Source organism: Marinobacter alkalisoli, from assembly GCF_045449855.1.
Classification (GTDB): Bacteria; Pseudomonadota; Gammaproteobacteria; order Pseudomonadales; family Oleiphilaceae; genus Marinobacter.
Genome location: NZ_JBJJLC010000020.1, coordinates 14,208 through 41,006 on the forward strand (window position 1 = coordinate 14,208; position 26,799 = coordinate 41,006).

At 59.1% G+C, this 26,799-nt stretch carries 25 protein-coding genes; 14 read left to right on the forward strand and 11 right to left on the reverse strand.

Annotation, left to right across the window (positions count from 1 at the left end):
- Together ACJO5Y_RS09465 and ACJO5Y_RS09470 are read right to left on the reverse strand one after the other, a co-directional pair.
- Positions 1–762 carry a sulfite exporter TauE/SafE family protein gene (locus tag ACJO5Y_RS09465; protein ID WP_406986608.1) on the reverse strand — a complete coding sequence of 254 codons (762 nt, stop codon included), beginning with the start codon at positions 760–762 and terminating at the stop codon, positions 1–3.
- 16 nt (positions 763–778) lie between these two features.
- Positions 779–1,885 (reverse strand): hypothetical protein, encoded by a 1,107-nt coding sequence (locus tag ACJO5Y_RS09470; protein WP_406986610.1) that lies wholly within the window; start codon positions 1,883–1,885, stop codon positions 779–781.
- Positions 1,886–1,937: 52 nt separating this feature from the next.
- Between ACJO5Y_RS09470 and ACJO5Y_RS09475 the strand changes: the two genes are divergently transcribed.
- Together ACJO5Y_RS09475 and ACJO5Y_RS09480 are read left to right on the forward strand one after the other, a co-directional pair.
- The gene (locus tag ACJO5Y_RS09475) at positions 1,938–3,428 is read left to right on the forward strand and encodes an amidase (protein ID WP_406986612.1); all 1,491 of its coding nucleotides are present in this window, start codon (positions 1,938–1,940) and stop codon (positions 3,426–3,428) included.
- 155 nt (positions 3,429–3,583) lie between these two features.
- On the forward strand, positions 3,584–4,201 hold the full coding sequence (locus ACJO5Y_RS09480; protein ID WP_406986615.1) for a hypothetical protein: 618 nt from the start codon (positions 3,584–3,586) through the stop codon (positions 4,199–4,201).
- 74 nt (positions 4,202–4,275) lie between these two features.
- Here the strand turns inward: ACJO5Y_RS09480 and ACJO5Y_RS09485 are convergent, their stop codons facing one another.
- From ACJO5Y_RS09485 to ACJO5Y_RS09500, 4 genes are read right to left on the reverse strand one after another with little or no spacing between them, the layout of a single operon-like run.
- Entirely contained in the window at positions 4,276–5,418 is a 1,143-nt protein-coding gene (locus tag ACJO5Y_RS09485) for a HupE/UreJ family protein (protein ID WP_406986617.1), read from the reverse strand.
- A complete protein-coding gene (locus ACJO5Y_RS09490) occupies positions 5,415–6,635 on the reverse strand; it encodes a tetratricopeptide repeat protein (protein ID WP_406986620.1) in 1,221 nt (406 codons plus the stop codon). The genes ACJO5Y_RS09485 and ACJO5Y_RS09490 overlap by 4 nt, the downstream gene beginning before the upstream one ends.
- On the reverse strand, positions 6,619–6,840 hold the full coding sequence (locus tag ACJO5Y_RS09495; RefSeq protein WP_406986623.1) for a hypothetical protein: 222 nt from the start codon (positions 6,838–6,840) through the stop codon (positions 6,619–6,621). Before ACJO5Y_RS09495 ends, ACJO5Y_RS09490 begins: the two co-directional genes overlap by 17 nt.
- Positions 6,841–6,851: 11 nt before the next feature.
- On the reverse strand, positions 6,852–8,312 hold the full coding sequence (locus ACJO5Y_RS09500; protein WP_406986625.1) for a DUF4331 domain-containing protein: 1,461 nt from the start codon (positions 8,310–8,312) through the stop codon (positions 6,852–6,854).
- 175 nt (positions 8,313–8,487) lie between these two features.
- Between ACJO5Y_RS09500 and ACJO5Y_RS09505 the strand changes: the two genes are divergently transcribed.
- Entirely contained in the window at positions 8,488–9,045 is a 558-nt protein-coding gene (locus ACJO5Y_RS09505; protein WP_406986627.1) for a sigma-70 family RNA polymerase sigma factor, read from the forward strand.
- Positions 9,042–9,731: an anti-sigma factor gene (locus ACJO5Y_RS09510; RefSeq protein ID WP_406986629.1), complete on the forward strand. Its 690-nt coding sequence runs from the start codon at positions 9,042–9,044 to the stop codon at positions 9,729–9,731. The genes ACJO5Y_RS09505 and ACJO5Y_RS09510 overlap by 4 nt, the downstream gene beginning before the upstream one ends.
- Positions 9,732–9,740: 9 nt before the next feature.
- Here the strand turns inward: ACJO5Y_RS09510 and ACJO5Y_RS09515 are convergent, their stop codons facing one another.
- Positions 9,741–11,162 carry an HDOD domain-containing protein gene (locus tag ACJO5Y_RS09515; RefSeq protein WP_406986631.1) on the reverse strand — a complete coding sequence of 474 codons (1,422 nt, stop codon included), beginning with the start codon at positions 11,160–11,162 and terminating at the stop codon, positions 9,741–9,743.
- A gap of 200 nt (positions 11,163–11,362) precedes the next feature.
- Here ACJO5Y_RS09515 and ACJO5Y_RS09520 point away from each other — a divergent pair, with 200 nt between their 5' ends.
- The 4 genes from ACJO5Y_RS09520 to ACJO5Y_RS09535 all read left to right on the forward strand — a co-directional run bounded on the left by ACJO5Y_RS09520 (position 11,363) and on the right by ACJO5Y_RS09535 (position 15,274).
- On the forward strand, positions 11,363–12,370 hold the full coding sequence (locus tag ACJO5Y_RS09520) for a methionine ABC transporter ATP-binding protein (protein ID WP_406986633.1): 1,008 nt from the start codon (positions 11,363–11,365) through the stop codon (positions 12,368–12,370).
- Positions 12,370–13,035, forward strand: coding sequence for a methionine ABC transporter permease (locus ACJO5Y_RS09525; protein ID WP_406986635.1), 666 nt, complete (start codon positions 12,370–12,372; stop codon positions 13,033–13,035). The genes ACJO5Y_RS09520 and ACJO5Y_RS09525 overlap by 1 nt, the downstream gene beginning before the upstream one ends.
- A gap of 22 nt (positions 13,036–13,057) precedes the next feature.
- The gene (locus tag ACJO5Y_RS09530) at positions 13,058–13,840 is read left to right on the forward strand and encodes a MetQ/NlpA family ABC transporter substrate-binding protein (protein ID WP_406986637.1); all 783 of its coding nucleotides are present in this window, start codon (positions 13,058–13,060) and stop codon (positions 13,838–13,840) included.
- 168 nt (positions 13,841–14,008) lie between these two features.
- Positions 14,009–15,274: a YncE family protein gene (locus ACJO5Y_RS09535; protein ID WP_406986639.1), complete on the forward strand. Its 1,266-nt coding sequence runs from the start codon at positions 14,009–14,011 to the stop codon at positions 15,272–15,274.
- Between the two features lie 52 nt (positions 15,275–15,326).
- Here ACJO5Y_RS09535 and ACJO5Y_RS09540 read toward each other — a convergent pair whose 3' ends face one another.
- Both ACJO5Y_RS09540 and ACJO5Y_RS09545 read right to left on the reverse strand, forming a co-directional pair.
- The gene (locus tag ACJO5Y_RS09540) at positions 15,327–15,980 is read right to left on the reverse strand and encodes a peroxiredoxin (RefSeq protein ID WP_406986641.1); all 654 of its coding nucleotides are present in this window, start codon (positions 15,978–15,980) and stop codon (positions 15,327–15,329) included.
- Between the two features lie 193 nt (positions 15,981–16,173).
- Positions 16,174–17,535, reverse strand: coding sequence for an alanine/glycine:cation symporter family protein (locus ACJO5Y_RS09545; protein ID WP_406986643.1), 1,362 nt, complete (start codon positions 17,533–17,535; stop codon positions 16,174–16,176).
- 215 nt (positions 17,536–17,750) lie between these two features.
- On the opposite strand from ACJO5Y_RS09545, the gene ACJO5Y_RS09550 reads away from it, so the two are divergent.
- From ACJO5Y_RS09550 to fghA, 3 genes are all read left to right on the forward strand, one after another.
- A complete protein-coding gene (locus ACJO5Y_RS09550; protein WP_406986645.1) occupies positions 17,751–18,704 on the forward strand; it encodes an alpha/beta fold hydrolase in 954 nt (317 codons plus the stop codon).
- A 139-nt stretch (positions 18,705–18,843) separates the two neighbouring features.
- On the forward strand, positions 18,844–19,275 hold the full coding sequence (locus ACJO5Y_RS09555; RefSeq protein ID WP_406986647.1) for a CBS domain-containing protein: 432 nt from the start codon (positions 18,844–18,846) through the stop codon (positions 19,273–19,275).
- 30 nt (positions 19,276–19,305) lie between these two features.
- Positions 19,306–20,151, forward strand: coding sequence for an S-formylglutathione hydrolase (fghA, locus tag ACJO5Y_RS09560; RefSeq protein WP_406986649.1), 846 nt, complete (start codon positions 19,306–19,308; stop codon positions 20,149–20,151).
- Positions 20,152–20,163: 12 nt separating this feature from the next.
- On the opposite strand, the gene ACJO5Y_RS09565 is transcribed toward fghA, so the two are convergent.
- On the reverse strand, positions 20,164–21,285 hold the full coding sequence (locus ACJO5Y_RS09565; RefSeq protein ID WP_406986651.1) for an HD-GYP domain-containing protein: 1,122 nt from the start codon (positions 21,283–21,285) through the stop codon (positions 20,164–20,166).
- A 306-nt stretch (positions 21,286–21,591) separates the two neighbouring features.
- On the opposite strand from ACJO5Y_RS09565, the gene ACJO5Y_RS09570 reads away from it, so the two are divergent.
- Entirely contained in the window at positions 21,592–22,584 is a 993-nt protein-coding gene (locus ACJO5Y_RS09570; RefSeq protein ID WP_406986654.1) for a GGDEF domain-containing protein, read from the forward strand.
- Here the strand turns inward: ACJO5Y_RS09570 and ACJO5Y_RS09575 are convergent.
- Positions 22,566–23,951 carry an MATE family efflux transporter gene (locus ACJO5Y_RS09575; protein ID WP_406986686.1) on the reverse strand — a complete coding sequence of 462 codons (1,386 nt, stop codon included), beginning with the start codon at positions 23,949–23,951 and terminating at the stop codon, positions 22,566–22,568. The genes ACJO5Y_RS09570 and ACJO5Y_RS09575 overlap by 19 nt on opposite strands.
- Positions 23,952–24,135: 184 nt before the next feature.
- On the opposite strand from ACJO5Y_RS09575, the gene ACJO5Y_RS09580 reads away from it, so the two are divergent.
- Both ACJO5Y_RS09580 and ACJO5Y_RS09585 read left to right on the forward strand, forming a co-directional pair.
- Positions 24,136–25,005, forward strand: a complete 870-nt coding sequence (locus ACJO5Y_RS09580) for a carboxylate/amino acid/amine transporter (protein ID WP_406986656.1) — start codon at positions 24,136–24,138, stop codon at positions 25,003–25,005.
- A gap of 151 nt (positions 25,006–25,156) precedes the next feature.
- The gene (locus ACJO5Y_RS09585; RefSeq protein WP_406986659.1) at positions 25,157–26,731 is read left to right on the forward strand and encodes a methyl-accepting chemotaxis protein; all 1,575 of its coding nucleotides are present in this window, start codon (positions 25,157–25,159) and stop codon (positions 26,729–26,731) included.
- Positions 26,732–26,799: the final 68 nt, after the last annotated feature.

The window sequence follows — 26,799 nt, forward strand, 5'->3', positions numbered from 1 at the left end:
CTAAACCATCATGGCACTGGCAGCCTGCCACAGCAGTCTGAGGGCCAGTACCGTCAGCAGGATATTGAAAGCCAGGCTGAACAGCCGGTTGCTCATGGTTCTGAGCATGTGCAGACCTATCCAGGTGCCGGCGAAGCCGAAAGCGATCATGCCCAGAATAAACACCAGCCATTCCCTGAAGATGAAACCGGCGACGCCAAATACCAGGGCTTTGGGGGCATGTTGCAGGCACATCGCCGTGGCAAAGGTGGCAACGGTGGTGAACCGGTCGGTATGCATTTGCTTGATGAATGCCGCGACCAGAGGTCCGGTGGCCCCCACGAACAGGCTGACAAAGCTGGTCACCGCGGAGGCCAGGAACACACCGAAAGACCCGAAGGCGCCCTTGGGTAGATCCGGGCCCCAGCACAGGTACAGCACGAACAGTGCGATGGTCAGTTGCCAGAGGTGCGCGGGCAGGTCCACCAGCAGCCAGGCGCCAAGACCCGCCCCGACAAGTACGCCGGGTGCGAATGCGGCGATGGTTTTCCAGTCGGTGTGGCGACGGGCGAGAACCGCCCGCCCGCCGTTGGAGCCGAGCTGGATCATGCCATGGACCGGGATGATCGCTGCCGGAGGTACCCACATGGCCATCAGTACCAGTAACAACACGCCACCGCCGGCCCCCAGACTGGCAGTGATCATGGATGTGATGGCAGAGGCCAATAACAGGAACACCGCGATGTAAGGCGGCAGGTTCTCCGGAATCAGGGTCAGTTCCACGTGTTGTGCCTGGCAGTCAGTCGCAAAAGTCGGTGTCCTTGAGTCTCGGGCTGTTGCACAGAGCCTCGGTGGCCAGTTGCACATCAGCGATATAGTAAAGCGAGGCCAGACCAAACCGGTCTCTTCCCAGATTGTGGAAAATCATACCAAAGGCGATGTCTCCCGCCGTGTAGGTCTCGTGGTGACTGGCAAAATAGACGGCAGGTTTCGACAGGTTCTCGTCTTCCAGCAACGTTTTCACCCGTGCGGCGCCACCATGGTAGGCCTGCACCAGCAGCAGCGTGAAGAGCCGGTTCTGTTTGACTGGGGGCAGGTGGCCAAAACGTTCCTCGAATGCGGGTTTCAGGTTCTGCGCGTTCTGGTCCATCAGACGCAGGGCGCAATCAATCTGCGCCAGTCGGTGCCAGTAGTGGGTGGACTGGATCCGGCAATCCGCCAGGGCTGCGGGTGACAGTTGCAGGATGCCCCGGGCGTTGGCCCTGGAGTGGGCCCGCTGTCGGCCGCCGCTTTCGATGAGTACCTGCCCGCCTAGGTAGCGAATCAGCTCAGGTGGCAGGTCGAGCCGTTGTTGTTGGCTGCGCTTGTTGTAAACATACAGCAGGGCACTATGGAGAGATTGCGGGTTGTCAGCTGAGGCAAAGCTCAGGTCGTCCCAGGCACCCCAGACCAGATTGGCGGGTATGGTGCCGAGATAACGGGCCCTGGCTTCATCCAGATCAACGTGTGGCTGGTCACAGGCCAGGGCAAAAGGATAGCCCGTAGTGCCCTTGCTGCCTTGTGCCCAGGTGTCGGCGCGGCCACTGGCCGCCAGTCGCGCACGGGTGTCATTGATTCGTTTCTGGGTGTCCTCGCGGTCGTCCCCATCGTTAATGTAACCAAGGAACTGGCCCCGCATATCGTAAAGGATATGACGCTCGCTCTCGGAGCAGTAGCCGGATTCCTTCAACACCCAGCGCCGGATGGTGACGATGTTTTCGTACACTCCCTGACTGACCCAGTAGGGCGAGCTGCGCACAACGTCCTTCCAGTCGTCAACCGGTTCCGCGCCTTTGGCCATGGTCGCCAGAAACAGCAGCAGGATAACCGGGACAACCCGATAGAGACTATTGAGTCTTGTCTTCATAAACGTTATACCCGTGATTCCCAAGCTATCAGAATAACAAATGGACGTGACAATGAAGCAATCCGAATACCTCCGATACGATGCCGTGGCCCTTGCCGACCTGATCCGACACGGGGAAGTGTCTTCCCGGGAAGTCTGCGAGGCGGCAATAGAGCGCGCGACACAGGTCAATGGCAGACTGAATGCCATCTGCCATCCCCAGTTTTCCGACGCCCTGGATCAGTCCCATGACGGGACAGGCACTTTCGCGGGCGTTCCCCTGTTGCTGAAGGATCTGGCCCAGGAACAGGAGGGGCAGCCGTGTACCTACGGCAGTCGTGGGTTGAAGAATAACATTGCTCCCAGGGATTCGGAGTTCGTTCGCCGCGCCCGGGACGTGGGGTTGGTGTTCCTGGGACGTACCGCTACCCCGGAGTTTGGCCTGAAAGGGGTGACCGAATCCAGGCTTTGGGGGCCTTCCCGTAATCCCTGGGACACCCGGCTGACGCCAGGTGGCTCCAGTGGTGGCTCCGGAGCGGCGGCTGCGGCCGGCATTGTGCCCATGGCCGGTGCCAATGACGGTGGCGGTTCCATTCGCATCCCGGCGGCCTACAACGGGTTGTTCGGGCTCAAGCCCTCCCGGGGCCGCATTTCTTCCGGACCCTTTGCAGGGGAAGCCTGGACCGGGGCTTCCACGGACCACGTGGTGACCCGTACCGTGCGCGACAGTGCGGCGATGCTGGATGTACTGGCCGGCCCGGCGGCGGGTGATCCGTTCGTGATTCCGTCGCCTCCCGAACCCTACGCGGAGCTGATGCGCCGGACGCCGGAAAAGCTCCGCATTGGCGTGTTCACCTCGTCACCCTACCAGACCGAGGTGGCGCCTGAATGTGTGGCCGCGGTCGAGGAAACCGCGCGTTTGCTGGAAAATCTGGGCCACCAGGTGGAGTATGCCCGCCCCGAGTTCGATGGTATGGCACTGGCGCGTTGTTACCTGGGCCTGTATTTCGGCGAAGTGTCGGTGCTGATGGACAAGGCGAAAACGGAACTGGGCGCCAGCGAAAATGATTTCGAGCTGGATACCCGGTTGATCGGTATGCTGGGGCGTACGTTGCCGTTGCCGGAATACGTCAGCCGCCGCCAGCAATGGAACGATTTTTCCCGCGCGCTGGGGGCGTATTTTGGCCGTTTTGATCTGTACCTGTGCCCGACCACCGGCCAGCTACCGGCCAGAATCAGTGAACTGGATACGCCTTCTCATTTGCAGCTGGCGGCGAAACTGATGCTGGCACTGAAGGCCGGCAAGCTGGTGCACAAGAGTGGCCAGGTCGACCAGATGGCCCTGGAAAGCCTCGCCCGCACGCCCTTCACCCAGCTGGCTAACCTGACCGGAACCCCGGCGATGTCCGTGCCCCTGCACTGGACGTCGGCTGGCCTGCCGGTCGGCGTTCAGTTCGGAGGCGCCCATGGCAGTGAGGATATGCTGCTGCAACTGGCCGCCCAGCTGGAGGAGGCTAATCCCTGGTTCCCCCAATACGAGCGTCTGGAAGAGGGGATCAACTGAAACCTGGCGTTGGCGGGCAGGGTTGAAATTCCGCTTTGTGATCCGACATAGCCAACTCCACGTTTATCTTTATAGCCGGAACAGGCTATGCTGTAAGTCAGGAAGGCCTCAGTCTTCCTGACAGACCCTGATGGCATCGAGGAGGCGAGCGTATTATGAACCAACCGATGGCAATCGACGAACTGGTATCTGTAGCACAGGCCGAGGCCATGGGGGAGTTAGACGCCCCGATGATGGCCATCGTTCTGTCCAGCGAACAAAGCTACGACTTGCCCATCAATTCCCTTGAAACCGATGCCGACAAGGCCCGCTGGGGGTTAATCCTCCGCGCTGCCCGCGAGCATGTGGAAGCGGATGCCGTGGCGGTGCTCTATCCCGCCTGGACCACCATTCGCCACAAAAAACCTGAGAACGAGACTGCAGACGCAGCCGAGGCAATGACGGAAGATACCAGTGAGGAGGCCGAACCGTCAGACCCCATCGATACGCTGTTCGTGCAGCTGCATACCCGTGACCACGTCTACTGGCGGGGGTTTGAGCAAATTCGTGATCCCAAACATCAACGCATCATCGGGTTTCGCCGCATCAAGGCCCTGTCTACGGACTACAAGCGGGATGAAGCGCCGTCCGTGACAGCCTGGTTGAGCACGCTGTTCGAGCCGTTGCCGGATGAGGGTGAAGAGACTGAGGTGGACCGCGAGCTGGCAGACCTGCTGGAAGAGCCGGAAGTGAGCGCAGCGCTCTACCCGCGGCAGATGCGCGCCCTGCACTGATCCTTCCTTAACAGCAAAACGCTATGGAGAACGCCCGACGACAGTGATGCCGCCGGGCGTTTTTGTAATGGCCATCAGATGGCGGTTGCCCGCTCCGCCACCCAGTACAGACTCACGGCGCCAACTGTCAGCAACATGGCGGGTACGGCGGCACGCTCGTAGATCTGGAACCGGCCGCACAGGTATAGCATCGGGAACAGAACCACCAGCAATCCCAGCTGCCCCAGTTCCACACCCAGGTTGAAGCCAGCCAGAGCGACCACTGTCTGCGATACGCCGGACGTCAGGTCTCCCAGCACGCTGGCGAAGCCGAAGCCGTGAATCAGCCCGAACCCGAATGCCAGCTTCCAGGTCTTGCTGCCGAGGATCGGCCAGAACACGTTCAGCGCAGCAACGGCGATGGACAGGGCAATGACGGTTTCCACCCAGGCGATGGGCAGTGTCACGATATCCAGCGCCGCCAACGCCAGGGTAATCGAGTGGGCCACGGTAAAGGCGGTGACAATGCCTACCAGTTCCAGCAAACGGGTTCTCAGATCGTGACCCTGACTGGCGTGCCTGTGGGACCGGCGGGTTTTCAGCGGCAGGGTGGCCGGCAGCATCAGTACCAGTAGAAACAGGATATGGTCGAGACCGATCAGCAGGTGGATGACGCCTTCGTAGAGGAAGGTGCCAAACAGTTTCAGGCTGTTGCCGAACGCACTGGTGCCGGTGCCCAGGGACATTGTCTGGTCATCGGGCGCCAATACACCCAGGCGTTCGCCCTGGCGGTCAGTCACGCTGACGAGGGCGCGATGCAACGGGTCCTGTTCAAACAGCAGGGCGTATTTGAGGGACTTCGGTGCCTGGTTATCCGGACACGCAATCTGGTAACGCCCGGCGGCGTATGGGCCATCGCTGTGGCGGGACAGCCCCCACCGCATGCCCGACAGCCGGCAGGTTCCACTGGTGTTGCTGAGTGTCAGGCCCTGGTCCACCAGTCGGGTGATGGCGTCTCGCCCTGTGCGGATTTCGGCGCCGCTGAGTTTGCCATCGCCATTGCTGTCCAGGGGCAGAACCAGTGCGAGATCCCTCAGGGCCAGGTCGATGCGAACCTGCGACTGGGTCTGGTCCACATAGATGAAGCTGTCACTGGTCTTGTGAGCCCATGCCGGCAGCGCGATTATCAGTAGCCCGGCAAAGACTGGCGTGAGTCGAAGAAGCGCAGAAATCATCATGATCGCACCTCCGGATAACGGGCATCGCGCTGGTCATGTTGCTTCAGCCAGGACCTGACGTCGGTCGAAACCGAGTCATTACCGGCTGATTTTGCCGCGCGAAGCAGCAGGCGGGTGTCCAGGGGTTCACGCTGGTCCTGCCAGTTGGCCAGGGCGTGGGTCAGGGCCGTTTCGGCATCGCCTTCAATGTCCAGCGCGTAACGTGCGAGATCCCGCTGGTGCAGCAGGGTGCCGCGCCAGCGGGCCTCGTTAAAGCGTTCTTCCAGCATGGCGGAGAGTCGGCCGGCGTCCGTATGTTGTTGGCGCTTCATGGCTATGGCGCGGATGATGGCGAGGGAGTCGACCTGTTCGTAAGACTCGGTCAGCCTGATCACTGCTTCGTTTTCGCCCCGCTCCAGCAGCCAGTCCGCCAGCTGCGCCCGAGTGTAGAGGTCATCCGGGGCAAGTGTGAGCACCTGGCGCCAGTGCTGTTCTGCTTCGGGCCTGCCGAGTTGCGCGGCAATGTCGGCCAGGGTGCCCAGAGCCCAGATCTGGCTGGTGGTATCACTGGCGGGTGCTCGGCGGGTCTGCGCGTGCAGGGATTGGTAGGCGGTTTCGGCATGGCCGGTTCGTGCTTCCACCTGAGCCAGACAGCTTGCCGCTATCAGGCCGGGAAAATCGTTCGCCAGTTGCCGGCACAGGGCCTGTGCCGATTCATAATGGCCCTGCACCAGTTCCAGATTGGCAAGGGTCAGTCGCGCCTGGGTGACTTGCTGTCGGTCACTGTTAGGCTGATTGAGGATCCCGTTCAGTTCCGCGCGGGCGGGTTCGAAACGGTGAAGACTCTGGTTGAGGGTGGCACGGAGAATCTTCAGCCGGTCTGTCATCCGGCTTTCGGGCCAGCGCTCAAACCATGCCTGGGCATAGCCCAGGTAGCGTGGGTCCCCCTGGGAACGTGCCTGCAGCAAGAAAGCCTGAACCTGGTCGGCAAGCGCCGGGGCCGAGTCTGGTGGAGTATCGGGTGTCAGGGCCTCAGAGGGCAGTGTGATCAGTATGTCCTGGTCGTCATACTCTGTTTCAATCGCTGCGGGGGCAGCCAGTGCTGTTTCCATGGCCAGTGCTGTAACCAGCGCGACGATGGAAAAAGCCCTGCGCCGCAGCGCAGGGTGGAGGGCCGTCAGCCCAGGATCGGAGTCGGACTGACGGCGGAGACCGCAGGATTCAAAACAGGTCGTCATAGGCCTGTTCGTTGTCCTTGTCATTGAAGCTGAACTCCAGTTTGTTGATGTTAACCGCGTTGCGTTCGTCGTCTGTCCGCTTGATTTCATTCTTCACAAAGGTGGTGAAATCAACCGACAGGCCCGGGCCGCGGTTGCTGGAGCTGTCAGAGCAGCCTGCCAGTACCAGGGCGGCAACCAGGGTAATACCTGTTCGGAGTGTCATGGCTTTCCCCCTTACAGACCGTTAGGTGAACCGGCGATCGGCGTCGCGAGGTATGGGAAGGTGGTTCTCAGCTCCGTCGGGTCAAGCTGCACACCGTCGGTGTACTCTTTATCGCCATCGGGAGCATCAGCGGGGTCTGCCAGTACGCCCATGGCGACGCGAAGCGAGATGTCGACAGTGTCGTCAACCGGGCGGCGCCCATTGGGAAAGCCTGCGTTATCACCGCCAAGAACGCCGAGGTCGTTCTGCGCTCCTGCCGCCGTGGTGGCAATGCTCGGGTTAAGCCGCAACATTTCTGAAGCAGTGACGCCATCTGGACCGTTCAGGTCGGGTACACCGGTCAGGAACGCGGTGATCAGGTCGTTCCGTGGGAAGTTGTTGGGGGCAGTGACACCAAAGAGGATTTCCACCAACTCCGGAAGCGTAGGATTCGTCACATAGGTCAGGAACTGACCATCATCTTTGGGTTCGCTGGCGTTAAAGCCATCCTTGTCTTTCAGTCCGATAACGACTTCGTTGACCAGCGGCATGCCCAGTCGCGAAACCTGGGTGTAGGCACCGCCTTCCACGGTTGCCCCTCTACCATTGGCGGCCGGTGCCGGGTTCAGGACACGGGCCTGACGCACGCTGGCGGTGGTCCAGCCGCCAATGACCGGGTCACCCGAGGCTGTCTGGGCACTGCCGGTCAGGCAGGCGGTGGGCACTTCCAGAGCGAACGACGTGGCGTTCTTGTCCGCCAGATCTCCCGCGCCTTCGCCATTTCGTGGTCCAAGCGGATTGGTGTTCACCAGGTCGAAAATCTCACCCAGGTTCACCGCAAAGGCTTCCTTGCGCTGACCCACGAATACCCGGCCATCGGTACCGCATCCTGGAATGGCAATATCAAAGATATGCTGGTTGGCATAGGCTTCGTAGTCGCCGAAGGATTTTCCGCCAATGTTGTCCAGTGGCTTGGCGAAATTTTCCGTACCGGTGGTGGCGTTGGTGGCCACCTGACGTGTGCCAGAGCGGCGGTCCCCGCGAATGACGGTGACGGTGTACTCCTGTCGGAACTGGACATTGTCATTATTGGTGGCGTTGCCAATGTTTTTCAGTGGCACGGAGACCATTTCTCCCCCGACGTCCAGCTGGATGTCGTTGAGGACGTCCTGCATCTGGAAGCGGAAGGTGATGTCCTCCTGGGCGTTGCCAGAGTTATCGATATGAATCTCGTAGATGGCGTCCTCGTCCAGGTCAAAGTAGTTGGGACCGCCGTACGCGTCCTGCAGCGGCAGATAGTTGGCGATCAGGGTGACAAAGCTTTCCCGGCCGCTTTCGTAGCTTCGGAACATGTAGAAGTCGGTGCCATCCACCTTGGGAACTTCGGTGATGAACGGCGCCTCGCGGTGGCTGGAGGCAGAAGCAGTACCTGCGGTCAGACAGATCCCGGCAATCGCGAGGGCGAGGCCGGAGCGTTTGATTACTGTGTTCATTCCGTTTTCCTCATCTATTGTTGGTGTTGCTTAGGGGAAACGGGATGGCATCAAAAAAAGATGCAGGTCGCAGGCAAAAATTTGAGGGGGTGTAATCAGGCGACGGTGCATCCTGATCGGAACGGGGAACGTAGTAGGTAATAGGTCAGTGGAAGGACAAGGTGCGGAGAACACAATGACAAACCCAGAGGTAGAACAAGAAGAGCTGATGACGCTACTTGTGGCTGTAGCCCGTAGCGATCGGCAGGCGTTTCAGAGGCTGTACCAGAAAATCGCGGCACGAATGTTCGGTCTGTGCTTCAAGCTGGCGGGTCAGCAGGAGCTGGCCGAGGAAGCCTTGCAGGATGCGTTTGTGCAGATCTGGCATCACGCCGGGGAATATCACAGTGATCGGGGGGCGCCATTGAGCTGGATGTTGACCATTGCCCGTTATCGAACCCTGGATCTGATGCGGGCCAGGGCAGTGCGCAGTACCGCCGGAGATGAACACCTTCAGCATGTGGAGGATCCCCGTAGCGGACCTCTGGATCATTCCTTGCGACGTGCCGGAGCTGAGCAGTTGACTGGCTGTCTTGATGAACTCAGTGATGTTCAGCGAGACAGTATCCTGTTGTCATACTACCGGGGGTTCACCCATGACGAGCTGGCTCAGGCGCTGAGCTCCCCGATCGGGACCGTCAAAAGCTGGATTCGTCGTGGGCTGATGGCGTTAAAGAGGTGTCTGGAACGATGAAAAAAACGCCGGAAAGAATTGAAAGCCTGGCCGCCGAATATGTGCTTGGCTCCCTGAGAGGCAAAGCAAGAGGCCGCTTTGAACGCTGGATGATGGAGTCGGGCCGGGTCCGCCAGGAAGTCTGGTACTGGGAAGAAAAGCTGGGTCAATTGAGCGACCAGGTACCGGAGCGGGAACCGCCGAAGTCCGCCTGGCGCGGGATTGAACGGCGGCTTTGGCCGCCAGAGCTGGCATCGGCGAAAGCGAGGTCGAGGGGGCTGTGGCCAGCCTGGAGTCTGGTTGCAACGGCTGCCGCGCTGGTGTTGGCGGTCATGCTTGTTCAGCAGCCAACGCTTGAGCCGGATTCCCGGCTTTCTGGCGCGATTGTTCAGGCAGACGTCAGTGATCCGCTGTGGCTGGTCAGTGAATCCCGTCGTGACAGTCGCCTGCGATTGAGGTCCGTGGCGGCCACCTCGGCCGAGGCCGGTAAGGACTATGAGTTATGGATCGTGCCGGACAACGGCAATCCGCTGTCCCTGGGCGTGATACCGGTCGGTGATGTGTATCAGGTGAAACTCACGGACGAATCCCGTGAAACCCTGAGCCAGAGCCGCACTCTGGCCATCAGTCTGGAACCGCGGGGTGGCTCGCCCACCGGCGCGCCCACCGGCCCGATCTTGCACGTCACCAAGCTTTACGAGCTGTAACCGGGCCTCTTAGTTGGACGCGAGCAGCGTTATGCACAGTTGGGCGTTCTGGACAAAGTGGCCGAACGCCGTCAGCTGTTCATCGGAGGGCACGTAATCACCGGCGGCATTGTCGGCATAGAACAGGCCGACCAGTCGCCCCTTGGCAGTCAGCGGGCCGATCAACGCCGGCACCTTGCCCAGCCAGCGATCATAGGGTACGCCTTCGTCCGCGGGGCCGGGGCTGAATACGTCACAGGCGGCATGGGGAAGCAGGTTGCCAAGGGGGCCGGTGCCATCCTTGGCAATGACAAAGTCTTCGCGCCAGTTTTCCGTGCCTCGCCCGCCCACTTTTCGGGGTATCAGCTGGTGGCCGGTCTTGTCGGTCATCAGCAGGGCGACCCGCTGCATGCCAATAGCCCGGTGGATACCCTCGATCACCAACTGGCAAACCTCGTTGATATCCGGCTTCTCGGTCAGGCTCAGGGTCAGATCCCGGAGGATCTGTAATTGCAGCGCCGGATCCATATCCGGCGCCCGGGCGGACTGGCGGTCGGGGCTGTCCTCATTGCCCGGCATTAGCGCGGTGACCTGGGGAATGCCGAGGGACACCGCAACCCGGGCGGCTTCCTGAGCGTTGACCTTGAGTTGATCGCGGATGGCGGCCGGTGTCTCGCCGGTATCCTTGCCCAGTTGTTCCAGCACCTTGTCCATGTCGGTGCCGCGCCAGCCGTTTTCCGACAGCCGGGCCATTTCCACCGAATGTCGCACCAGACTGGCGGCCTTGGAATTGGCCTGGCCGGGAGAGACCACATCCTTGATGAACGGCCCCAGTGCCCAGGCGTCCACCAGGCCCCGGGTGATCTCCGTGAAGGTGCTGTGCAGTACAGCTTTCTGGGCCTCCACCGGTGGCTCGTCCAGACGCAGCCGCTGCTCCAGTTCGGTAGCCTGTTCGGTCTCGCAGGACCAGAACGCCAGTTCGCCAATGTTCATCAGCAAGGCCCCGATGAACACTTCCTCCAGGGCGTTTTCATTGCGTTTGGGCATCAGGCAGCGGGCCTGAACGGCGGAATGGATAGCCCTGGCAAGACATCTCAGCAGGTGTGGCCGGTCATTGCGTTGCAGCAGCGAGTCGACGATCAGCGACGAGATGGCCATGGATTTCACTGAATCGAAGCCAATCAGGGTGATGGCACGGCTGACGGTGCTGACCTGGGTTCGCGTCTGGTTGTAGAACACGGTGTTGGACAACCGCAATACCTGGGAGGTGAGTTGGGCGTCATTGAGTATCACGTTGGCCAGCTCGTTGACGGTACTGTTTGTGCTGTCGGTCAGCTCGTTGATGCGTTTCAGGGTATTGGCCAATACCGGCAGTTCAACTTTGCTGAGGTAGGTCACCCATGCCTGGGTGGAGTTCATCCTTGAGGGCGGATTAACGGTTTTTGTTGTCACGTTATTTATTCACTCTGGTGCGCGCCTCGGGGTTGAAAAGGTTCTTTTAATACCTGAGTTTAGCGCAGGGTGGCGGAGAGTGTCGGTAACAGAACGTGTACGGGGATGTACCAAGCGCCGCGAATTCGGGTTTGGCCAGGGATTAGGCTATAATGGCCGGTTTTAACACTGCACCCACAAGGCGCTGACAAGGCTGATCCGTGATTGTATTTGACCAGGTCCAGAAGTCATACCAGGTAGGCGGGCGGGCGATCCCTGCGTTGCATCCCACCAGTATGACCATTGAAACCGGCGAGGTGTTTGGCATCGTCGGTCACTCCGGCGCGGGGAAATCCACCCTGGTTCGCCTGATTAACCTGCTGGAGCCGCCCACCGGCGGTCGCATTCTTGTTGATGATGAAAACATCACCGACTACGACGCCGCCGAGCTGCGCGCGTTCCGTCGCAAGGTCGGCATGATCTTCCAGCATTTCAACCTGCTGTCGTCCAAGACCGTGGCGGACAACATTGCGTTCCCGATGAAGCTGGCGGGCATATACTCCCGCACTGAGATTCGTGAACGGGTGGAGGAATTGCTGGCCCGGGTCAGCCTGATGGATCACGCCAACAAGTACCCCTCGCAGCTGTCCGGCGGCCAGAAACAGCGGGTCGGTATTGCCCGCGCCCTGGCCTGCCGCCCGACGATCCTGTTGTGCGATGAAGCCACCAGCGCCCTGGATCCCCAAACGACCCAATCGGTATTGCGCCTGCTGGCGGATATTAACCGCGAGCTGGGGCTGACCATCGTACTGATCACCCACGAAATGGATGTGGTGCGCCGGGTCTGTGACCGGGTGGCGGTCATGGACGCCGGTGAAGTGGTCGAAATGGGGGCGGTCAGCGATGTTTTTCTCCATCCGCAACATCCCACCACCCGGGACTTCGTATTTGAAAGTGAAAACATTGATCGCGACGAAATGCAGGCGGACCTGCAAAAGGCCAGCGGCCGCATCCTGCGCCTGACGTTCCGTGGCGAATCCACCTACAAGCCGTTGCTGGGCAGCGTAGCGCGGGAATCCGGCGTGGATTTCAGCATCCTGTCCGGGCGCATTGATCACATCAAGGACACGCCCTACGGACAGTTGACCCTGTCTCTGGTCGGCGGTGACCTGGAGGTGGCGATGCAAGCGCTGGAAGCGGCAGAAGTTCACGTGGAGGTGGTACGCTGATGGAAGCTTTGCTGAGTAACGTGGACTGGGCGGAAATTGGTATCGCCAGCTGGGACACCCTGGTGATGGTGGGTATGTCCCTGCTGTTCAGTGTGTTGATCGGCCTGCCGATTGGCGTGCTATTGTTCCTGTTTGGCAAGCGCCAGTTGCTGGAGCAGCCGGTGGCTTATGCGGTGTTGTCGTTCGTGGTGAACGTACTGCGCTCGGTACCGTTCATTATCCTGCTGATTGTGATGATTCCGTTTACGGTGATGCTGATCGGGACATCGCTGGGTGTTGCCGGGGCGATTCCTCCTCTGGTCGCCGGCGGTGCGCCCTTCTTCGCCCGTCTGGTGGAAACCTCGTTGCGCGAGGTGGACCGGGGAATTATCGAGGCAACCCAGGCTATGGGTGCTAATGTGAGGCAGATCATTCTCGGGGCTTTACTGCCTGAGGCTCTGCCGGGCATCATCGCTGGCATTACCGTGACGGCGATTACCCTCGTGTCCTACGCGGCCATGTCTGGTGTCATTGGCGGCGGCGGTCTGGGTGACCTGGCGATCCGCTTCGGGTATCAACGATTCCAGACCGATGTGATGGTGATTACCGTCGCGCTGTTGGTCATTTTTGTGCAACTGCTGCAGATGGCCGGGGATCGCCTGGTTCTGTATTTCAGCCGTAAATAATATCAAACGGGAGAACGTGTTTATGAACTTCAAGAAAGCCCTGGTGGCCCTGGCCGCCGCTGCAACCTTTGCTTCTGCTGCTTCAGCAGAAAAACTCTCAGTCGCGGCTACCCCGGTGCCTCACGCGGAGATTCTGGAATTTGTGAAGCCGCAGCTGGCTGAGCAGGGTGTCGAGCTGGACGTTAAGGTATTCACCGATTACATCCAGCCGAACATTCAGGTGGATCAGAAGCGGATGGATGCCAACTTCTTCCAGCACCAGCCGTACCTGGACGAATTCAACGATGGCCGTGGTACCGACCTGGTCACCGTGACCGGTGTACACGTGGAGCCGTTCGGTGCCTATTCCAGCAAGATCGACTCTCTGGAAGACCTGCAGGAAGGCGCCGTGGTGGCCATCCCCAACGATCCCACCAACGGTGGCCGCGCTCTGCTGTTGCTGCAGAAAGCCGGGCTGATCAAGCTGGAAGATAAGAGCAAGATCACCGCAACGCCGCGCGACATTGCCGAGAATCCGAAAGATCTGGAGTTCAAGGAACTGGAAGCTGCCACACTGCCGCGTATTCTGGGACAGGTGGACGTGGCGCTGATCAACACCAACTACGCGCTGGAAGCTGGCCTGAACCCGTCTGAAGATGCGTTGATCATTGAGGGTTCCGAGTCACCCTACGTCAACATTCTGGTTGCCCGTCCGGACAACAAGGACAGCGACCCCATGCAGAAGCTCGCGAATGCCCTGAAGTCTGAGGCGGTGAAGGATTTCATCATGGAGAAGTACGAGGGTGCGGTCGTTCCCGCCTTCTGATCTTTCCTCGGTTTCTGAAAAGGCCGGGTTCCATTGGAATCCGGCCTTTTTTGTTTTCGGCTTGGCCGAAATGACGCTGCCGGTGTCAACCATGTCATAGAGCCGTGTTGTTTATTCGGTGTACAAGTGTTCGCGGACGTAATAACAACAATCGAAAGGAATATGACGATGACACTGACAGCACCCGGCCGGGAATGGTCCCGGCGACTTGTATCTCTTTTGTTCATTTCTTTTTTTGCCATGGCGTTGCCCGCCCAGGCCGGCTGGTTCGGGATTGGCCAGGACGCCAGGGACAGCAATCCCGGTAAAACCCGCCCGGTGATCTTCGTGGGTAATAATTGGGAAGGCACCATCGACGTTATTGATGCAGAGAGCTACCACAAGGTCGGTCGCATCAACGGCATTCCCGACAAGCGCCAACGGATGACGGAAATCGTCCTCAATCCGGTGCGTCTGGTGTTTTTCCAGGCAGTTCGGCTGTTTATTGGTGAGGGCAACGACCAGTACGTGGATGACATGTACAGCACCCCGGATGGTCGCCTGCTGGTGGTTTCCCGCCCCAGCTTTGCCGATGTGGTAGGTATTGATATCGCCAGTGGCGACATCGCCTGGCGCTTTGAGGTGGACGGTTACCGCTCTGATCATATGGCGCTGTCGCCGGACGGTACCCAGGTCGCGGTGTCCGCGTCCACCGGCAATGTGGTGCATGTGCTGGATGTGGAGACCGGCGAGGAAGTGGGCCGCTTTCCGACCGGTAATTCACCCCATGAGAATGTCTATTCCGAGGACGGCAAGCGGATCTACCACGCCAGTATCGGCTATGTGTTCACGCCTCTGGACCAGGACCTGATGGAATTCACCAAGGGTGAGCGATTGTTTCAGGTCGTGGATGCGGAAAGCCTGGAGATCATCAAGCGGTTTGACCTGAAAGACAAGCTGGAAGCGGCCGGCTACAGTGACCTGAGCCCGGCGATCCGGCCCATGGCCCATACCCCGGACGAGCGTTTCTTCTACTTTCAGTTGTCATTCCTGCATGGCTTTATCGAGTACGACATGGAGGAGGATCGTATTACCCGCCTGGCGGAACTGCCGAACCTGATTCCTGATACGCCAAGGGAGTTCTATATCAACGATTCCGCCCACCATGGCATCGCCATGAATGGTGACGGTGACACCCTGTGCGTGGCCGGAACCATGAGTGATTACATCGCCATCGTGGATCGCGAGACCTTCAGCCATGAAATCCTCACCGGGCTGGGGGAGAAGCCCTACTGGGTGACCACCAACGAAACCGGAGACCGGTGCTACATATCCTGGAGCGGTACGGACCAGATGTCGGTCATCGATATTGAAACCGCCAGTGAGATTGTCCGGGTGGACGTTGGCGATCACCCCCAGCGTATCCGCGAAGGCAAGGTGCCGAGGGACTGGTAACAAAAAAGGCCGGGTGTATGCCCGGCCTTTGGTATTGTGGGTGCGCGGGTGATCAGTCACCGCTCCAGTTGGAGGTGGGATCCGGCGTCATCCGAAGGTAGGACCTCACCGCCCTGTGGCCCTGTGGGAAGCGCTCCTTGATTTCGTCTTCGTCCTGCAACGACGGCACGATGACCACATCGCTTCCGCTCTCCCAGTTGCCCGGGGTTGCCACCTTGTGGTTGTCGGTCAATTGCAGCGAGTCAACGACCCTTAGTATCTCATTGAAGTTACGACCGGTGCTCGCCGGGTAGGTGATGATCAGTCTCACCTTCTTGGCGGGATCGATGACGAACAACGAACGCACGGTCAGAGTTTCATTGGCATTGGGGTGGATCATGTCATACAGGTCGGACACTTTCCGGTCATGGTCTGCGATGATCGGGAAGTTTACCGAACAGCCCTGGGTTTCATTGATGTCCTTGATCCACTCGTGGTGTGATTCGACCGGATCCACGCTCAGGGCAATAACCTTGACGTTGCGCTTGGCAAACTGGTCTTTGAGCTTGGCGGTCAGCCCCAGTTCGGTGGTGCAAACCGGTGTGAAGTCCGCGGGATGGGAAAACAGAATTCCCCAGCTGTCGCCAAGCCAGTCGTAAAAACGGATCTTGCCTTCGCTGGAGTCCTGTTCAAAATCCGGTGCGGTATCTCCCAGACGTAAACTCATAGCGTAACCTCCTTCGGTGAAGCTTGTGACAACCTTCAGTGTGTCACCGGCATGATCAATCGCCGGAGTGTTTATATTGAGTCTATACGATAATGAGTGGTGATGGATGAGGTGAAAACAAGGGGCTTGATTTGCCTCATCCATCGCTTACCAGAACATTATAGCGGTTATTTATGACCGCTGAGGCGCTGGATCAGTTATTGACGCCGAGAGCCTTCTCTTTCTCGAAGTGCTCGCGGGTCAGCTTGAACACCACCGGGCTGAGGAATAGCAAAGCAACCAGGTTCGGCAGGGCCATCATGGCGTTGAGCGTGTCCGCTAACAGCCAGATGAAACCCAGGTTGATGGTCGCGCCAACCGGAATGGCAAGAATCCACAACACCCGGTAGGGCACGATGGCTTTTACGCCAAACAGGAACTCAACACACCGCTCTCCGTAGAACGACCAGCCGAGAATGGTGGTAAAGGCAAAGATGGCCAGGGAAATCGCCACTACGTAGTTACCAAAACCGGGCAGGCCGTTTTCGAACGCCAGCGAGGTCAGGGCGGCCCCGGTTTCGCCGGAGCTCCAGGCGCCGGAGGTAATGATGACCAGGCCGGTGATGCTGCAGACGATGATGGTATCGATGAAGGTGCCCAGCATGGCGACCATGCCCTGGGTAATCGGGCTTTTGGTCTGGGCGGCGGCGTGGGCAATCGGTGCGGAACCCAGCCCGGCTTCGTTGGAGAAAATGCCGCGGGCAACACCAAAACGGATGGCGGCCCAGACGGCGGCTCCGGCAAAGCCACCTTCGGCGGCGACCGGGCTGAACGCATGCTTGAAGACCATGGCGAACGCGGCAGGAATCTGATCGGCGTTGACGGCCAGGGCAATCAGGCCGACAAACACATAGGAAATGGCCATCAGTGGAACCAGGGAACTGGCTACCTGACCGATACGCTTGATGCCACCGATCAATACCAGACCCACCAGAACCATGAGGATCACCCCGGTCAACCAGTGAGGCAGGCCAAAGTTGGCGTTCAGCACGTCCGCGACCGAGTTGGCCTGTACTGTATTGCCGATACCAAAGCCGGCAATGGCGGCAAAGATGGCGAACAGTACACCCAGCCAGGCCCATTTGCTGCCCAGACCATTGCGAATGTAATACATCGGGCCACCAACATGGGCGCCGCGCTCGTCCACTTCCCGGAAACGAACCGCGAGAACCGCCTCGGAGTACTTGGTGGCCATCCCCACCAGGGCGGTCAGCCACATCCAGAACAGGGCCCCCGGTCCACCGAGAAAAACGGCGGTAGCCACACCGGCGATGTTACCGGTGCCTACGGTCGCGGACAGCGCCGTCATCAATGCCTGGAACGGTGGGATTTCACCGTCGCTTTCCGAGCCGGAACGGCCTTTCCACATCAGCCTGAAACCCGCGCCCAGTTTGAGTACGGGCATCATTTTCAAGCCAAGGCTGAGGAAAAGCCCCACGCCGAGGATCATGACCAGCATGGGTGGGCCCCAGACCAGTCCGTTTACTGCACTTACAAAGTTTCCAATGGCTTCCATGGGGATCTCCCTGCGTTTTTGCCAAAGACAGTCGTTATGGTTTTTACCCTTGTAAGGGTTAACTGATTGAGTTTAGTCGGATATTTCTATCTGTAAACCGGCTGGTCAGGGAATTTGCCGGTTCATCGTGTGAACCTGTCAGCAAAGTGATTGGATTTGACCGCATTTGCGGTAGTGTTTAGGGAGTAACCCCAGTTTGTTCATGAGGAAAATTGATGTCCCAGACCGCCGTTGCGCAGGAGAAACCGGAAGCCGTGAACACCGCCCGGACGATCGATCATCGTTTTGTCGAGGCCAACGGGCTGTCTCTCTGTGTCGAGACCCGGGGCAACCCGGAGGGTGAACCGGTGTTGTTCATCATGGGTCTGGGCGCCCAGATGACGCTGTGGCCCGAGGCCCTGCTAGATCAGTATGCGGACGAGGGATACTACGTGATCCGCTTTGATAACCGTGACATCGGCCTGTCTTCGCACCTGAAGGATCGGCTGGAGGGGCATCCGGTGGCAATGATGGCCCGTTCCCGGGCAGGACTGCCGATCCCGGCGCCATATACCCTGCGGGACATGGCGGCTGATGCGATCGGGGTGCTGGACGCCCTGGGGTTGCAGAGTGCCCACCTGGTCGGGGTATCCATGGGCGGCATGATCAGCCAGTTGGTTTCGTCCTTGTGGCCGGAGCGGGTGCGCAGCGCCACCCTGATCATGACGTCCACCAACAGTCCGCGACTGCCGATGCCAAAAGCGAAACTGATCTGGCGGCTGGCCGGTGTTGGCGCCAGCGGGCACGACGAGGCCTCGGTAGTGGCGCGTTCGCTGGCTTTCTGGAAGCTGATCCAGAGCCCGGCGTTCCCTCCGGCGGAGGAAGAGGTGCGTGAGCGACTGATCCGGGATTACCGGCGCAGTTACCATCCTGCCGGTATCCTGCGGCAGACACGGGCCATCCTGGCCACCGGTAGCCTGTCCTCCCTGAGCCGCCGGATACGGGTGCCAACAGCCATCATTCATGGCAAGGCGGATCCGCTGGTACGCCCGGTGGCGGCGGAACAGCTGAAATACCTGATTCCCCATGCCCGTCTGGAACTCATTGACGGCATGGGACATGACCTGCCGGAGCCTCTGCTGGAGCGCTTTGTGGAAACAAGTCTGTCGGTGATGAGGGCGCAACGCTGACGTTGCAGTCGGAAGGGGCGGAACACGCTCAATATCCGCTGCTTTGTGTTTTCATTTTTGTCTCCATTGCCTATGGTTATAGGAGAACGTATCGGTTCTGCGACGTTACTGCGGAACGATAACTGGTGAGGGATGATCCATGCGCTCATTGAAAGCTTCCGATGTCATGTGGAACCACATTGAACCCATTCGATGTGGTGAGCCATTAACCCGGGTAGTGAAAACACTCCTTCGGAATCATGTTACCGGTTTGCCGGTAGTGGATGCGCACCGGAAGGTGATCGGGTTCATCTCGGAGCAGGACTGCATCCACGCATTGCTCGTCAGCAATTACCACTGCGAAGGCGATCCCATTGTTGATGATGTGATGTTCCGCGACCCGGTGACGATATCCCCGGAAATGGCGGTGGTGGATCTGGCCCAGAACCTGGGGGCCGGCAAGCCCAAGGTGTACCCGGTGGTGGATCATGGTCGTCTGGTTGGTATAGTGACCCGCACCGCGATACTGGCCGAACTGGCCAGGTCCGGTTGTGGCATCGAATTGCCAAAGTTCGCTGGAGCGGGAGACTGACCAGCGTTCACTCTCTGAACCGAGGACATCATGGAACTGTTATCTGCCAACGTCTGTTTTGATGGCGAACACCGTCGTTATCGCCACACCTCGGCAGCCCTGGGCTGTGACATGGAATTTGCTGTTTATCTGCCGCCCTCGGCTGTTGGCCATAACCCGCGTCCGGCACCGGTACTCTACTGGCTGTCCGGACTGACCTGTACCGATCAGAATTTCATGCAGAAGGCCGGGGCCCAGAAGCAGGCCGCCCGACTGGGGATCGCCATTGTGTGCCCGGATACCAGTCCACGGGGTCTGGGGTTACCGGGAGAAGACGACAGCTACGATTTCGGCACCGGTGCAGGCTTCTACATTAACGCAATCGAACAGCCGTGGGCGCCTCACTACCGCATGTACGATTACGTGGTGAAGGAGTTGCCGCAGTTGGTGGAAAGCGAGTTGCCGGTGACCGATCAGCGCGCCATCAGCGGCCATTCCATGGGTGGCCACGGCGCTCTGATCTGCGCCCTGAAAAATCCGGGGCGTTATGCGTCGGTCTCAGCGTTCGCACCGATAGCCAACCCCACGGAATGTCCCTGGGGACAAAAGGCGTTTACCGGTTATCTGGGCAATGACCAAAGCCGCTGGGAGGAATGGGATGCCACCCTGCTGATTCCCGCCGCCAGGGAGCGACTGCCTCTGCTGGTGGATCAGGGTACGGCCGATGAGTTCCTGGAAAGCCAGCTGAATCCGGAGGTACTGGTCGATGCCTGCGAGAAAGTGCATCACCATATCAACCTGCGGATGCATCGGGGCTACGACCACGGTTACTTCTTCATTGCCTCGTTTATTGATGATCACCTCAATCACCATGCCGGGGCACTGGGACTGAAGTAGCGGCTGCGGGCCCTAGCGGAACCCCCAGAGCAGGCTGAAATCCATGGATGGCATGACTTCAGGCTGCTCGACCGCGCGAATATTGAACTCCAGCAGGCTGCAATCCCGCTCAAACGTACCGCTGTATCGGTTGCCGCGTGGACCGAGGATCGCTTTCACAAACGGGCCAAGGTGACGGACCGGGCGTTGGGTGACCACCCCGACTTCATTGTTGGCCAGCCGCACCAGGGTGCCGGGGGGGTACTCCGTCAGAACAGCGAGCAATGCCTTGGGAATGGCTGGTCGGAACTGGCCGTCGGTCAGGCTGGCCACCAGTTTGCGTGCGTCAGTGATGTTCATCCGCTCCCGGTAGGCCCGTTTGGTGATCATTGCCACATAACGTTCCACCAGCGCCAGAATTTCCGCCTCTGGCCGTATTTCGGTGCCGCTGAGCCCTTTCGGGTATCCGGAACCATCCGCTTGTTCATGGTGTTGCGCGATCACGTCAAACAGCGCCTGGTTGTGGATGCCAGCGGCGCGCAGGGCGCTGATGCTCCGCTGCGGGTGTTTGCGGATGACCGCCCGCTGGTCATCAGTGAGGATCTTGCGGGAAGCATTCAACTGATCTGCTACCGGGACCAGCGCCAGGTTGGCCACCAGGGCTGCACTGGTGAGCAGGCTGGTTCGATTGCGGTCCAGTCCGAACGTTTGCGCGGTAAAGTGGCTGAGGATTCCGTAGAACAGGATCTGTTCGTGGATGGTGGGCTCGATGGAATACAGGTGCACCAGGGCCAGGCTGGCATCCGGCGCTTCGTCACAGATACGTTCAATCAGGCGGGTGAGGCCCATCAGTCGTTTCAGGGCGCTTTCTTCGCCTGAGGTGATCGCGTTCAGAGTTGTTTCCAGGGTTTGCAACAGCACCGGATAATCCGCGAATGGATTCCGCTGGCGGTTGTCCTCAAGGATCTCTTCCTGCCCGCGTTCAATCTTGCGTGGATGAAACAGGCCCCGGTCGAACAGCTGTTCCAGCTGCATGTCGTTCTGGATCACATAGCCCTGGCGCAACAGGACGTTACCCTCAACGTCGTAGACCGTCCATGGCAGGGGTTTGCCTACCACCAACGCGCCGGGTGCGATACGGACAAGATTCGACACGGATTGATTTCCTGAACTTTGTTGTTCTTGCATTTGGCTTAACTCTAACCCTGAAACCGGGATCACTCCAGATGCAGAGAGGGTCAACGATGCAATTCATACGGATTTTGCATTGTTTGACTCCGGCTCCGCCTGAAAGTCTGTGATCATGGATCACACAATATATTCTTGCTGTTGTCTCGTAACTTTTCGTAGCGTCTGACGCTCCTTCCTGATACATGCGCTATCCTAGGGAGCAGAAGCAAGTCCGGAAGGGCAGTCGCCACCGCCGTATCCAGCGACAATATTCACAGCTTTGGAAGAGCCATGCTCTATCGCCTGAAAACCGATTTCCGGTTATCGATCATTACCCTGCTTGGCGCCAGCGCGGTGTTGGGCATCACGCCGTTTGCGGTGATGCGGTTCATGCAGGGGAATGTTCTGGCGGGCATTGTTGATACCACCATATTGCTTGGTATTACCAGCGGCGTGGCCTACGCCTGGATCACCGGGGATACTCGTCGCAGCGGTCTGATACTGGCCATTATTGCCTGTGGCGGGGCTGTTATGGTGGGTGCCGTGGTGGGAGAACCCGGCCTGTTCTGGTTATACCCTTGTCTGGTAACCAGCTTTTTCCTGACCAGCCCGCGTATTGCCATTGTCCTGAATATTGCATCGGTGGTGGCGTTGATCATTCACGGTGGAGCGTTCAGCTCCGAACTGCAGATGTGGTCGTTCGCATCGACAGCCCTGGTGGTGAGCGCCTGCGCCTATGTGTTTGCCTATCGTAATGACGATCAACGGCGGCGGTTGGAGCACCTGGCCACGATTGACCCCCTGACCGGTATAAAGAACCGTCGTTCCATGGATCAGGCCCTGTTGTATGCCGCAAGTAGTGCGGAGCGCACCAGCACTCCCTGTGCGTTGGCCCTTCTGGATATCGATCACTTCAAGAGCATCAATGACCAGTACGGCCATGGTGTCGGTGATACGGTACTGTCCGAACTGGTCGCGATGATCGAGCAGAATACCCGGAAAACCGATCAGCTGTTCCGCTACGGCGGAGAAGAGTTTGTGTTGCTGCTGCCCGGTGTTGATGAAACCGACCTGCGTGCGGTGGTCAACAACCTGCAGCAGGTCCTGCGCAAGTATATGAAGAGTCCCGGCGGACCTGTGACGGTGTCTTTTGGCGTGGCGTCGTTCAAAGCCGGGGAGAGCGTTGACAGTTGGCTGGCGCGAGCCGACTCAGCCCTTTATCGGGCTAAGGATAGCGGGCGCGACAAGGTCGTGTTTTCGGACATTCAGGCTCTTGGCGCATAGAGAAACAACCGTAATCCCAGCAGGATGCTGGCGGATGTCAGCCCGCCTGTTAACCCCACCCAGAAGCCAGCCGCACCCATGGCTGGTGCCAGCCAGTCGGTAAAGGTCAGCACGTAACCCAGTGGCAGTCCCACCAGCCAGAACGAGAACAGCATGATAAACATGGGAATGGCGGTGTCCTTGTAGCCCCGCAGGGCGCTGATGCAGGTAACCTGAATGACATCGGCAATCTGGAACAGTGCCGCGAACATCAGCAGGCTGACTGTCACCTCCCTGACCGCAGCGTCGCTGGTGTACAGCGCGGCAATCTGCTCTGAAAATGTGAACAGCAGGGTGGCAAACACCAGCGCAACAGCCGCGGCCAGGATCAGCGAACTGCGGGAAATCAGTCGTGCGGTGTCCGGCGCCCGGGCACCAATAAGGAAACTGACCCTGAGAGTCAGGGCCATACCGATACTCAGCGGCAGCATGAACACCAGGGAGACCACATTAAGCGCGATCTGGTGGCCGGCCACCACCACTGGCCCCAGCGGTGCGAGGAACAGGGCGATGACAGAGAACAGGCTGGCTTCCACGAAAATCGTGAAACCGATGGGTACCCCGATTTTCAGGATGTAGCGAATGCCGTCAGGGTCTGGCTTTACCCAGTCGGCCAGCAGGTGAAACCGACGGTAAACCTCGCTGCGATTCAGGTACACCAGCAGGGCAATAGCGGCAATACCGTTGGACAGCGACGTGGCCCAGCCACATCCCACGCCCCCCATGGCGGGCAGCCCCAGTTTTCCGTAGATGAAGATGTAATTCAGCGGCAGGTTGAACAGGGTGCTTAACAAGGCGAAGGCCATAATCACACGGGTATGCCCCAGGCCATCGGTCAGACCCCGCAGCGCGGTCATCAGTAACAGGGCCGGTACTCCCCAGGCAAAGGCGTCGAGGTAACCCTGGGTGATGCCGGCGGTATGGGGTTCGAGGTTGAGCTGGTCCAGAACCGGATGCACGTGGGTCAGTAGCAGGATCATCACCACCGATCCGGCGGCGGCAATGTAGAGCCCCTGCCAGGTGGCCGGCATGATCCTGTCGGTGGTACGGGCGCCGTTGTAGCCGGAAATGATGGGCTGTAGTGCGCCCAGCAACCCCATGAAAAACAGGAAAAGCGGCATCCACAGGCTGCTGCCGATACCCACCGCCGCCAGGTCTTCGGCACTGGCGTGGCCCGCCATGACGGTATCGATCACCCCGTTAGCCATCTGCGCCAGCTGGGCGATCAGGATTGGCCCACCCAGTATCGCCAGGGTGCGCCATTCGGTGAGCGTCCGCCGGATCAGCGGTTGTCGACTGGCGGGCAGGGGCTGATGGGTCTCGTCCATGGGGTGTGATGCTGCCTTGGCGGTTTGGGAGATGAACAGGTGGTGTGCCAGCGGGCATGGTAACCGAACAGAGTCGTTACCGGCATACTGTTTTTCCGGTATAGGCGAATGGTCTTGCATGGCTGTACAGCGTTGGGAGCGAAGCGGTAAAGTGCCGCTTTTCTGAACAATTGGCGTCGGTATTATGGGTCTTCTGGTCTTTGTAACGGTTCTATGGGCATTCTCCTTCAGCCTGATCGGTGAGTTTCTCGCCGGTCAGGTGGACAGTGACTTCGCAGTATTGACACGGGTCCTGCTGGCGGCGCTGGTGTTCCTGCCGTTTACCCGTTGGCGCGGGGTCGCCTCAGGACAGAAACTGGGGATCCTGGTCACCGGCATGCTGCAGTTTGGTATCACCTACCTGTGCCTCTATCGGTCCTTCAGTTACCTCACCGTACCGGAGGTGCTGCTGTTCACTATCTTCACGCCGCTGTACGTCACCCTGATCGACGATGCGATGTATCGCCGCTTTTCGCCAGTGGCGCTGCTGGCAGCCGCCGTTGCCACCCTGGGCGCCGGCATCATCCGCTACGATGGGTTGAGCCAGGATTTCATAACCGGCTTCCTGTTGTTGCAGGTGGCCAACTTTACCTTTGCCGCCGGGCAGGTGGGCTACAAGCACGTGATGCGTCATTACCCGTCCGATATTCCCGCCTTCCGTACGTTCGGGTATTTCTTCTTTGGGGCGCTGATCATCGCGCTGCCCTCATTTCTGATTTTTGGTGACAGCAGCCGGCTACCGGAAACCGGCCTGCAATGGGGCGTCCTGGCCTGGTTGGGGTTGGCAGCCTCCGGTGTCGGGTTATTCCTGTGGAACCGCGGCGGCTGTCATGTGGATGCGGGAACACTGGCGATCATGAACAACGCGTTGGTGCCCGCGGGGCTGCTGGTTAACCTGTTGATCTGGAACCGGGATGCTGACCTGCTGCGACTGGCCCTCGGGGGGGCGGTGATCGCTGCGTCACTTTGGCTGAACGCCCGCTTTCACCCCCGGGCCCGCCTCGCTATTACGTGAACTTGGGTACTCATAATTTCCCGTTACTGGCCGATAACTTTGGTAACCATACAAAGATAGTGGTTTTTGGTAGAAGCGTGATATTAGTCTACCTTGCCACTAGCTGAGGAAAATGGCGCCAAAGCGCCCATTAGACGAGACGGATGCCGTTATGAGGAAGAACCTGCCGGTTACCCAGAGGGAAGTGAAAATGCGTGAGGGTGGTCGTCTGATCACCACCACCGACCTGAAAGGGGTTATCACCTACTGTAACGACGAGTTTGCCGAGATCAGCGGGTTCTCCCGCGAGCAACTGGTTGGCCAGGCGCACAATGTTATCCGTCACCCGGATATGCCACAGGCCGTGTTCAAGGGCATGTGGGACTACCTGAAAGCCGGTAAGGCCTGGATGGGGGTGGTGAAAAACCGCGCCCAGTCCGGTGATCATTACTGGGTCAGTGCCTATGTCACGCCGATTCGGGAGAATGGCCAGGTTGTTGGCTATGAATCGGTTCGCGTCCCCCCGACACGGGAACAGGTTGGACGCGCCGAAAACCTGTATAAGCGGATCAACGCGGGGAGTTCCATCGTCGGTCTCCAGAGCCGTGTGACCTCCGTGTTCAAATCCGGCTGGCCATTTTTATTGTCCCTGGTTTTGAGTCTGGGTGCGCTCGGCATGGGCGAGCAGACGCTGGCCATTGCCATGATTGTGGTTGGTCATGTTTTGGGTGCGGCTTTTGTTCTGAAATCGGTCACCGGCCGCTTGAACCGGATCCTGTCGTTGCGTCCGGATGCATTCCGCGACCCGGTTGTGGCCCGGACATACAGTGACGAGAGTGGTCTGTTCTCGCAGCTTGCGATGGTACTGGTCAGCGAAGACGCTCGAATTCGTACGGCACTGGCCAGGATAGAGGATCAGGCGGAGCTGTTGTTCGAGCAGGCACAAGCGTCCCACGGTTACATCAGCGAGGGTGCCAAAGCCATAGCGCGGCAGCGCGCGGAAACCGATCAGACCGCGTCTGCGATCAATGAGATGACGGCCTCCATTCAGGAAGTGGCGGAATCCGTAAACGCCAACGCCCGCGATGCTGAAGAAGCCAACAGTTTCGCAGCCACAGGCAGCAAGCGCAGTGCGGAGGCGCTGGACGCCATCGAGCAGTTGGTGACGCGCGTCAACGGCATTGGTAAGGTGATCGGTAGACTGGGCGAATCCACCAACAGCATCGGTGAAGCCGCCAAGTTGATCTCTGACATTGCGGATCAGACCAATCTGCTGGCTCTCAATGCGGCGATTGAGGCGGCCCGTGCCGGAGAGCAGGGACGGGGCTTTGCGGTGGTGGCGGATGAAGTCCGGACCCTGGCCAGCCGAACCCGTGAGTCGACCGTGAAAATCCAGGAAGTGATTGACGACTTCCGCCAACAGGTTGAACAGGCGGTATCGGCGACCCGTGACGGCGAGGAAGTGGCTGGCCAGGGGCTGGCGAAAGTCCGCGAGGCAGAAACCTCGTTGCGGGACATTGTGTCGGCTATCCAGAGCATTTCAGACAGCTTTATCAATATGTCCGCGGCCTTTGAGGAGCAAAGTCACGTATCTGATGAGATTAACCGGCAGATTGTGAGCATTGCCGAACTGGCGGATAATAGTACCGAGCAGGCTAACTCCGCCCAGAACAGCAGTACCAGTCTGAGTGATATGTCACACGGATTGAAAGATCTGGTTACACGCTTTGTCAGTAGAAACGGCTAGTTAGCAAGCCGGGCGCGGCAGACAGTCATGTGCCGCGCCCAGTTAACTGGCATCGATGTGCGACTACT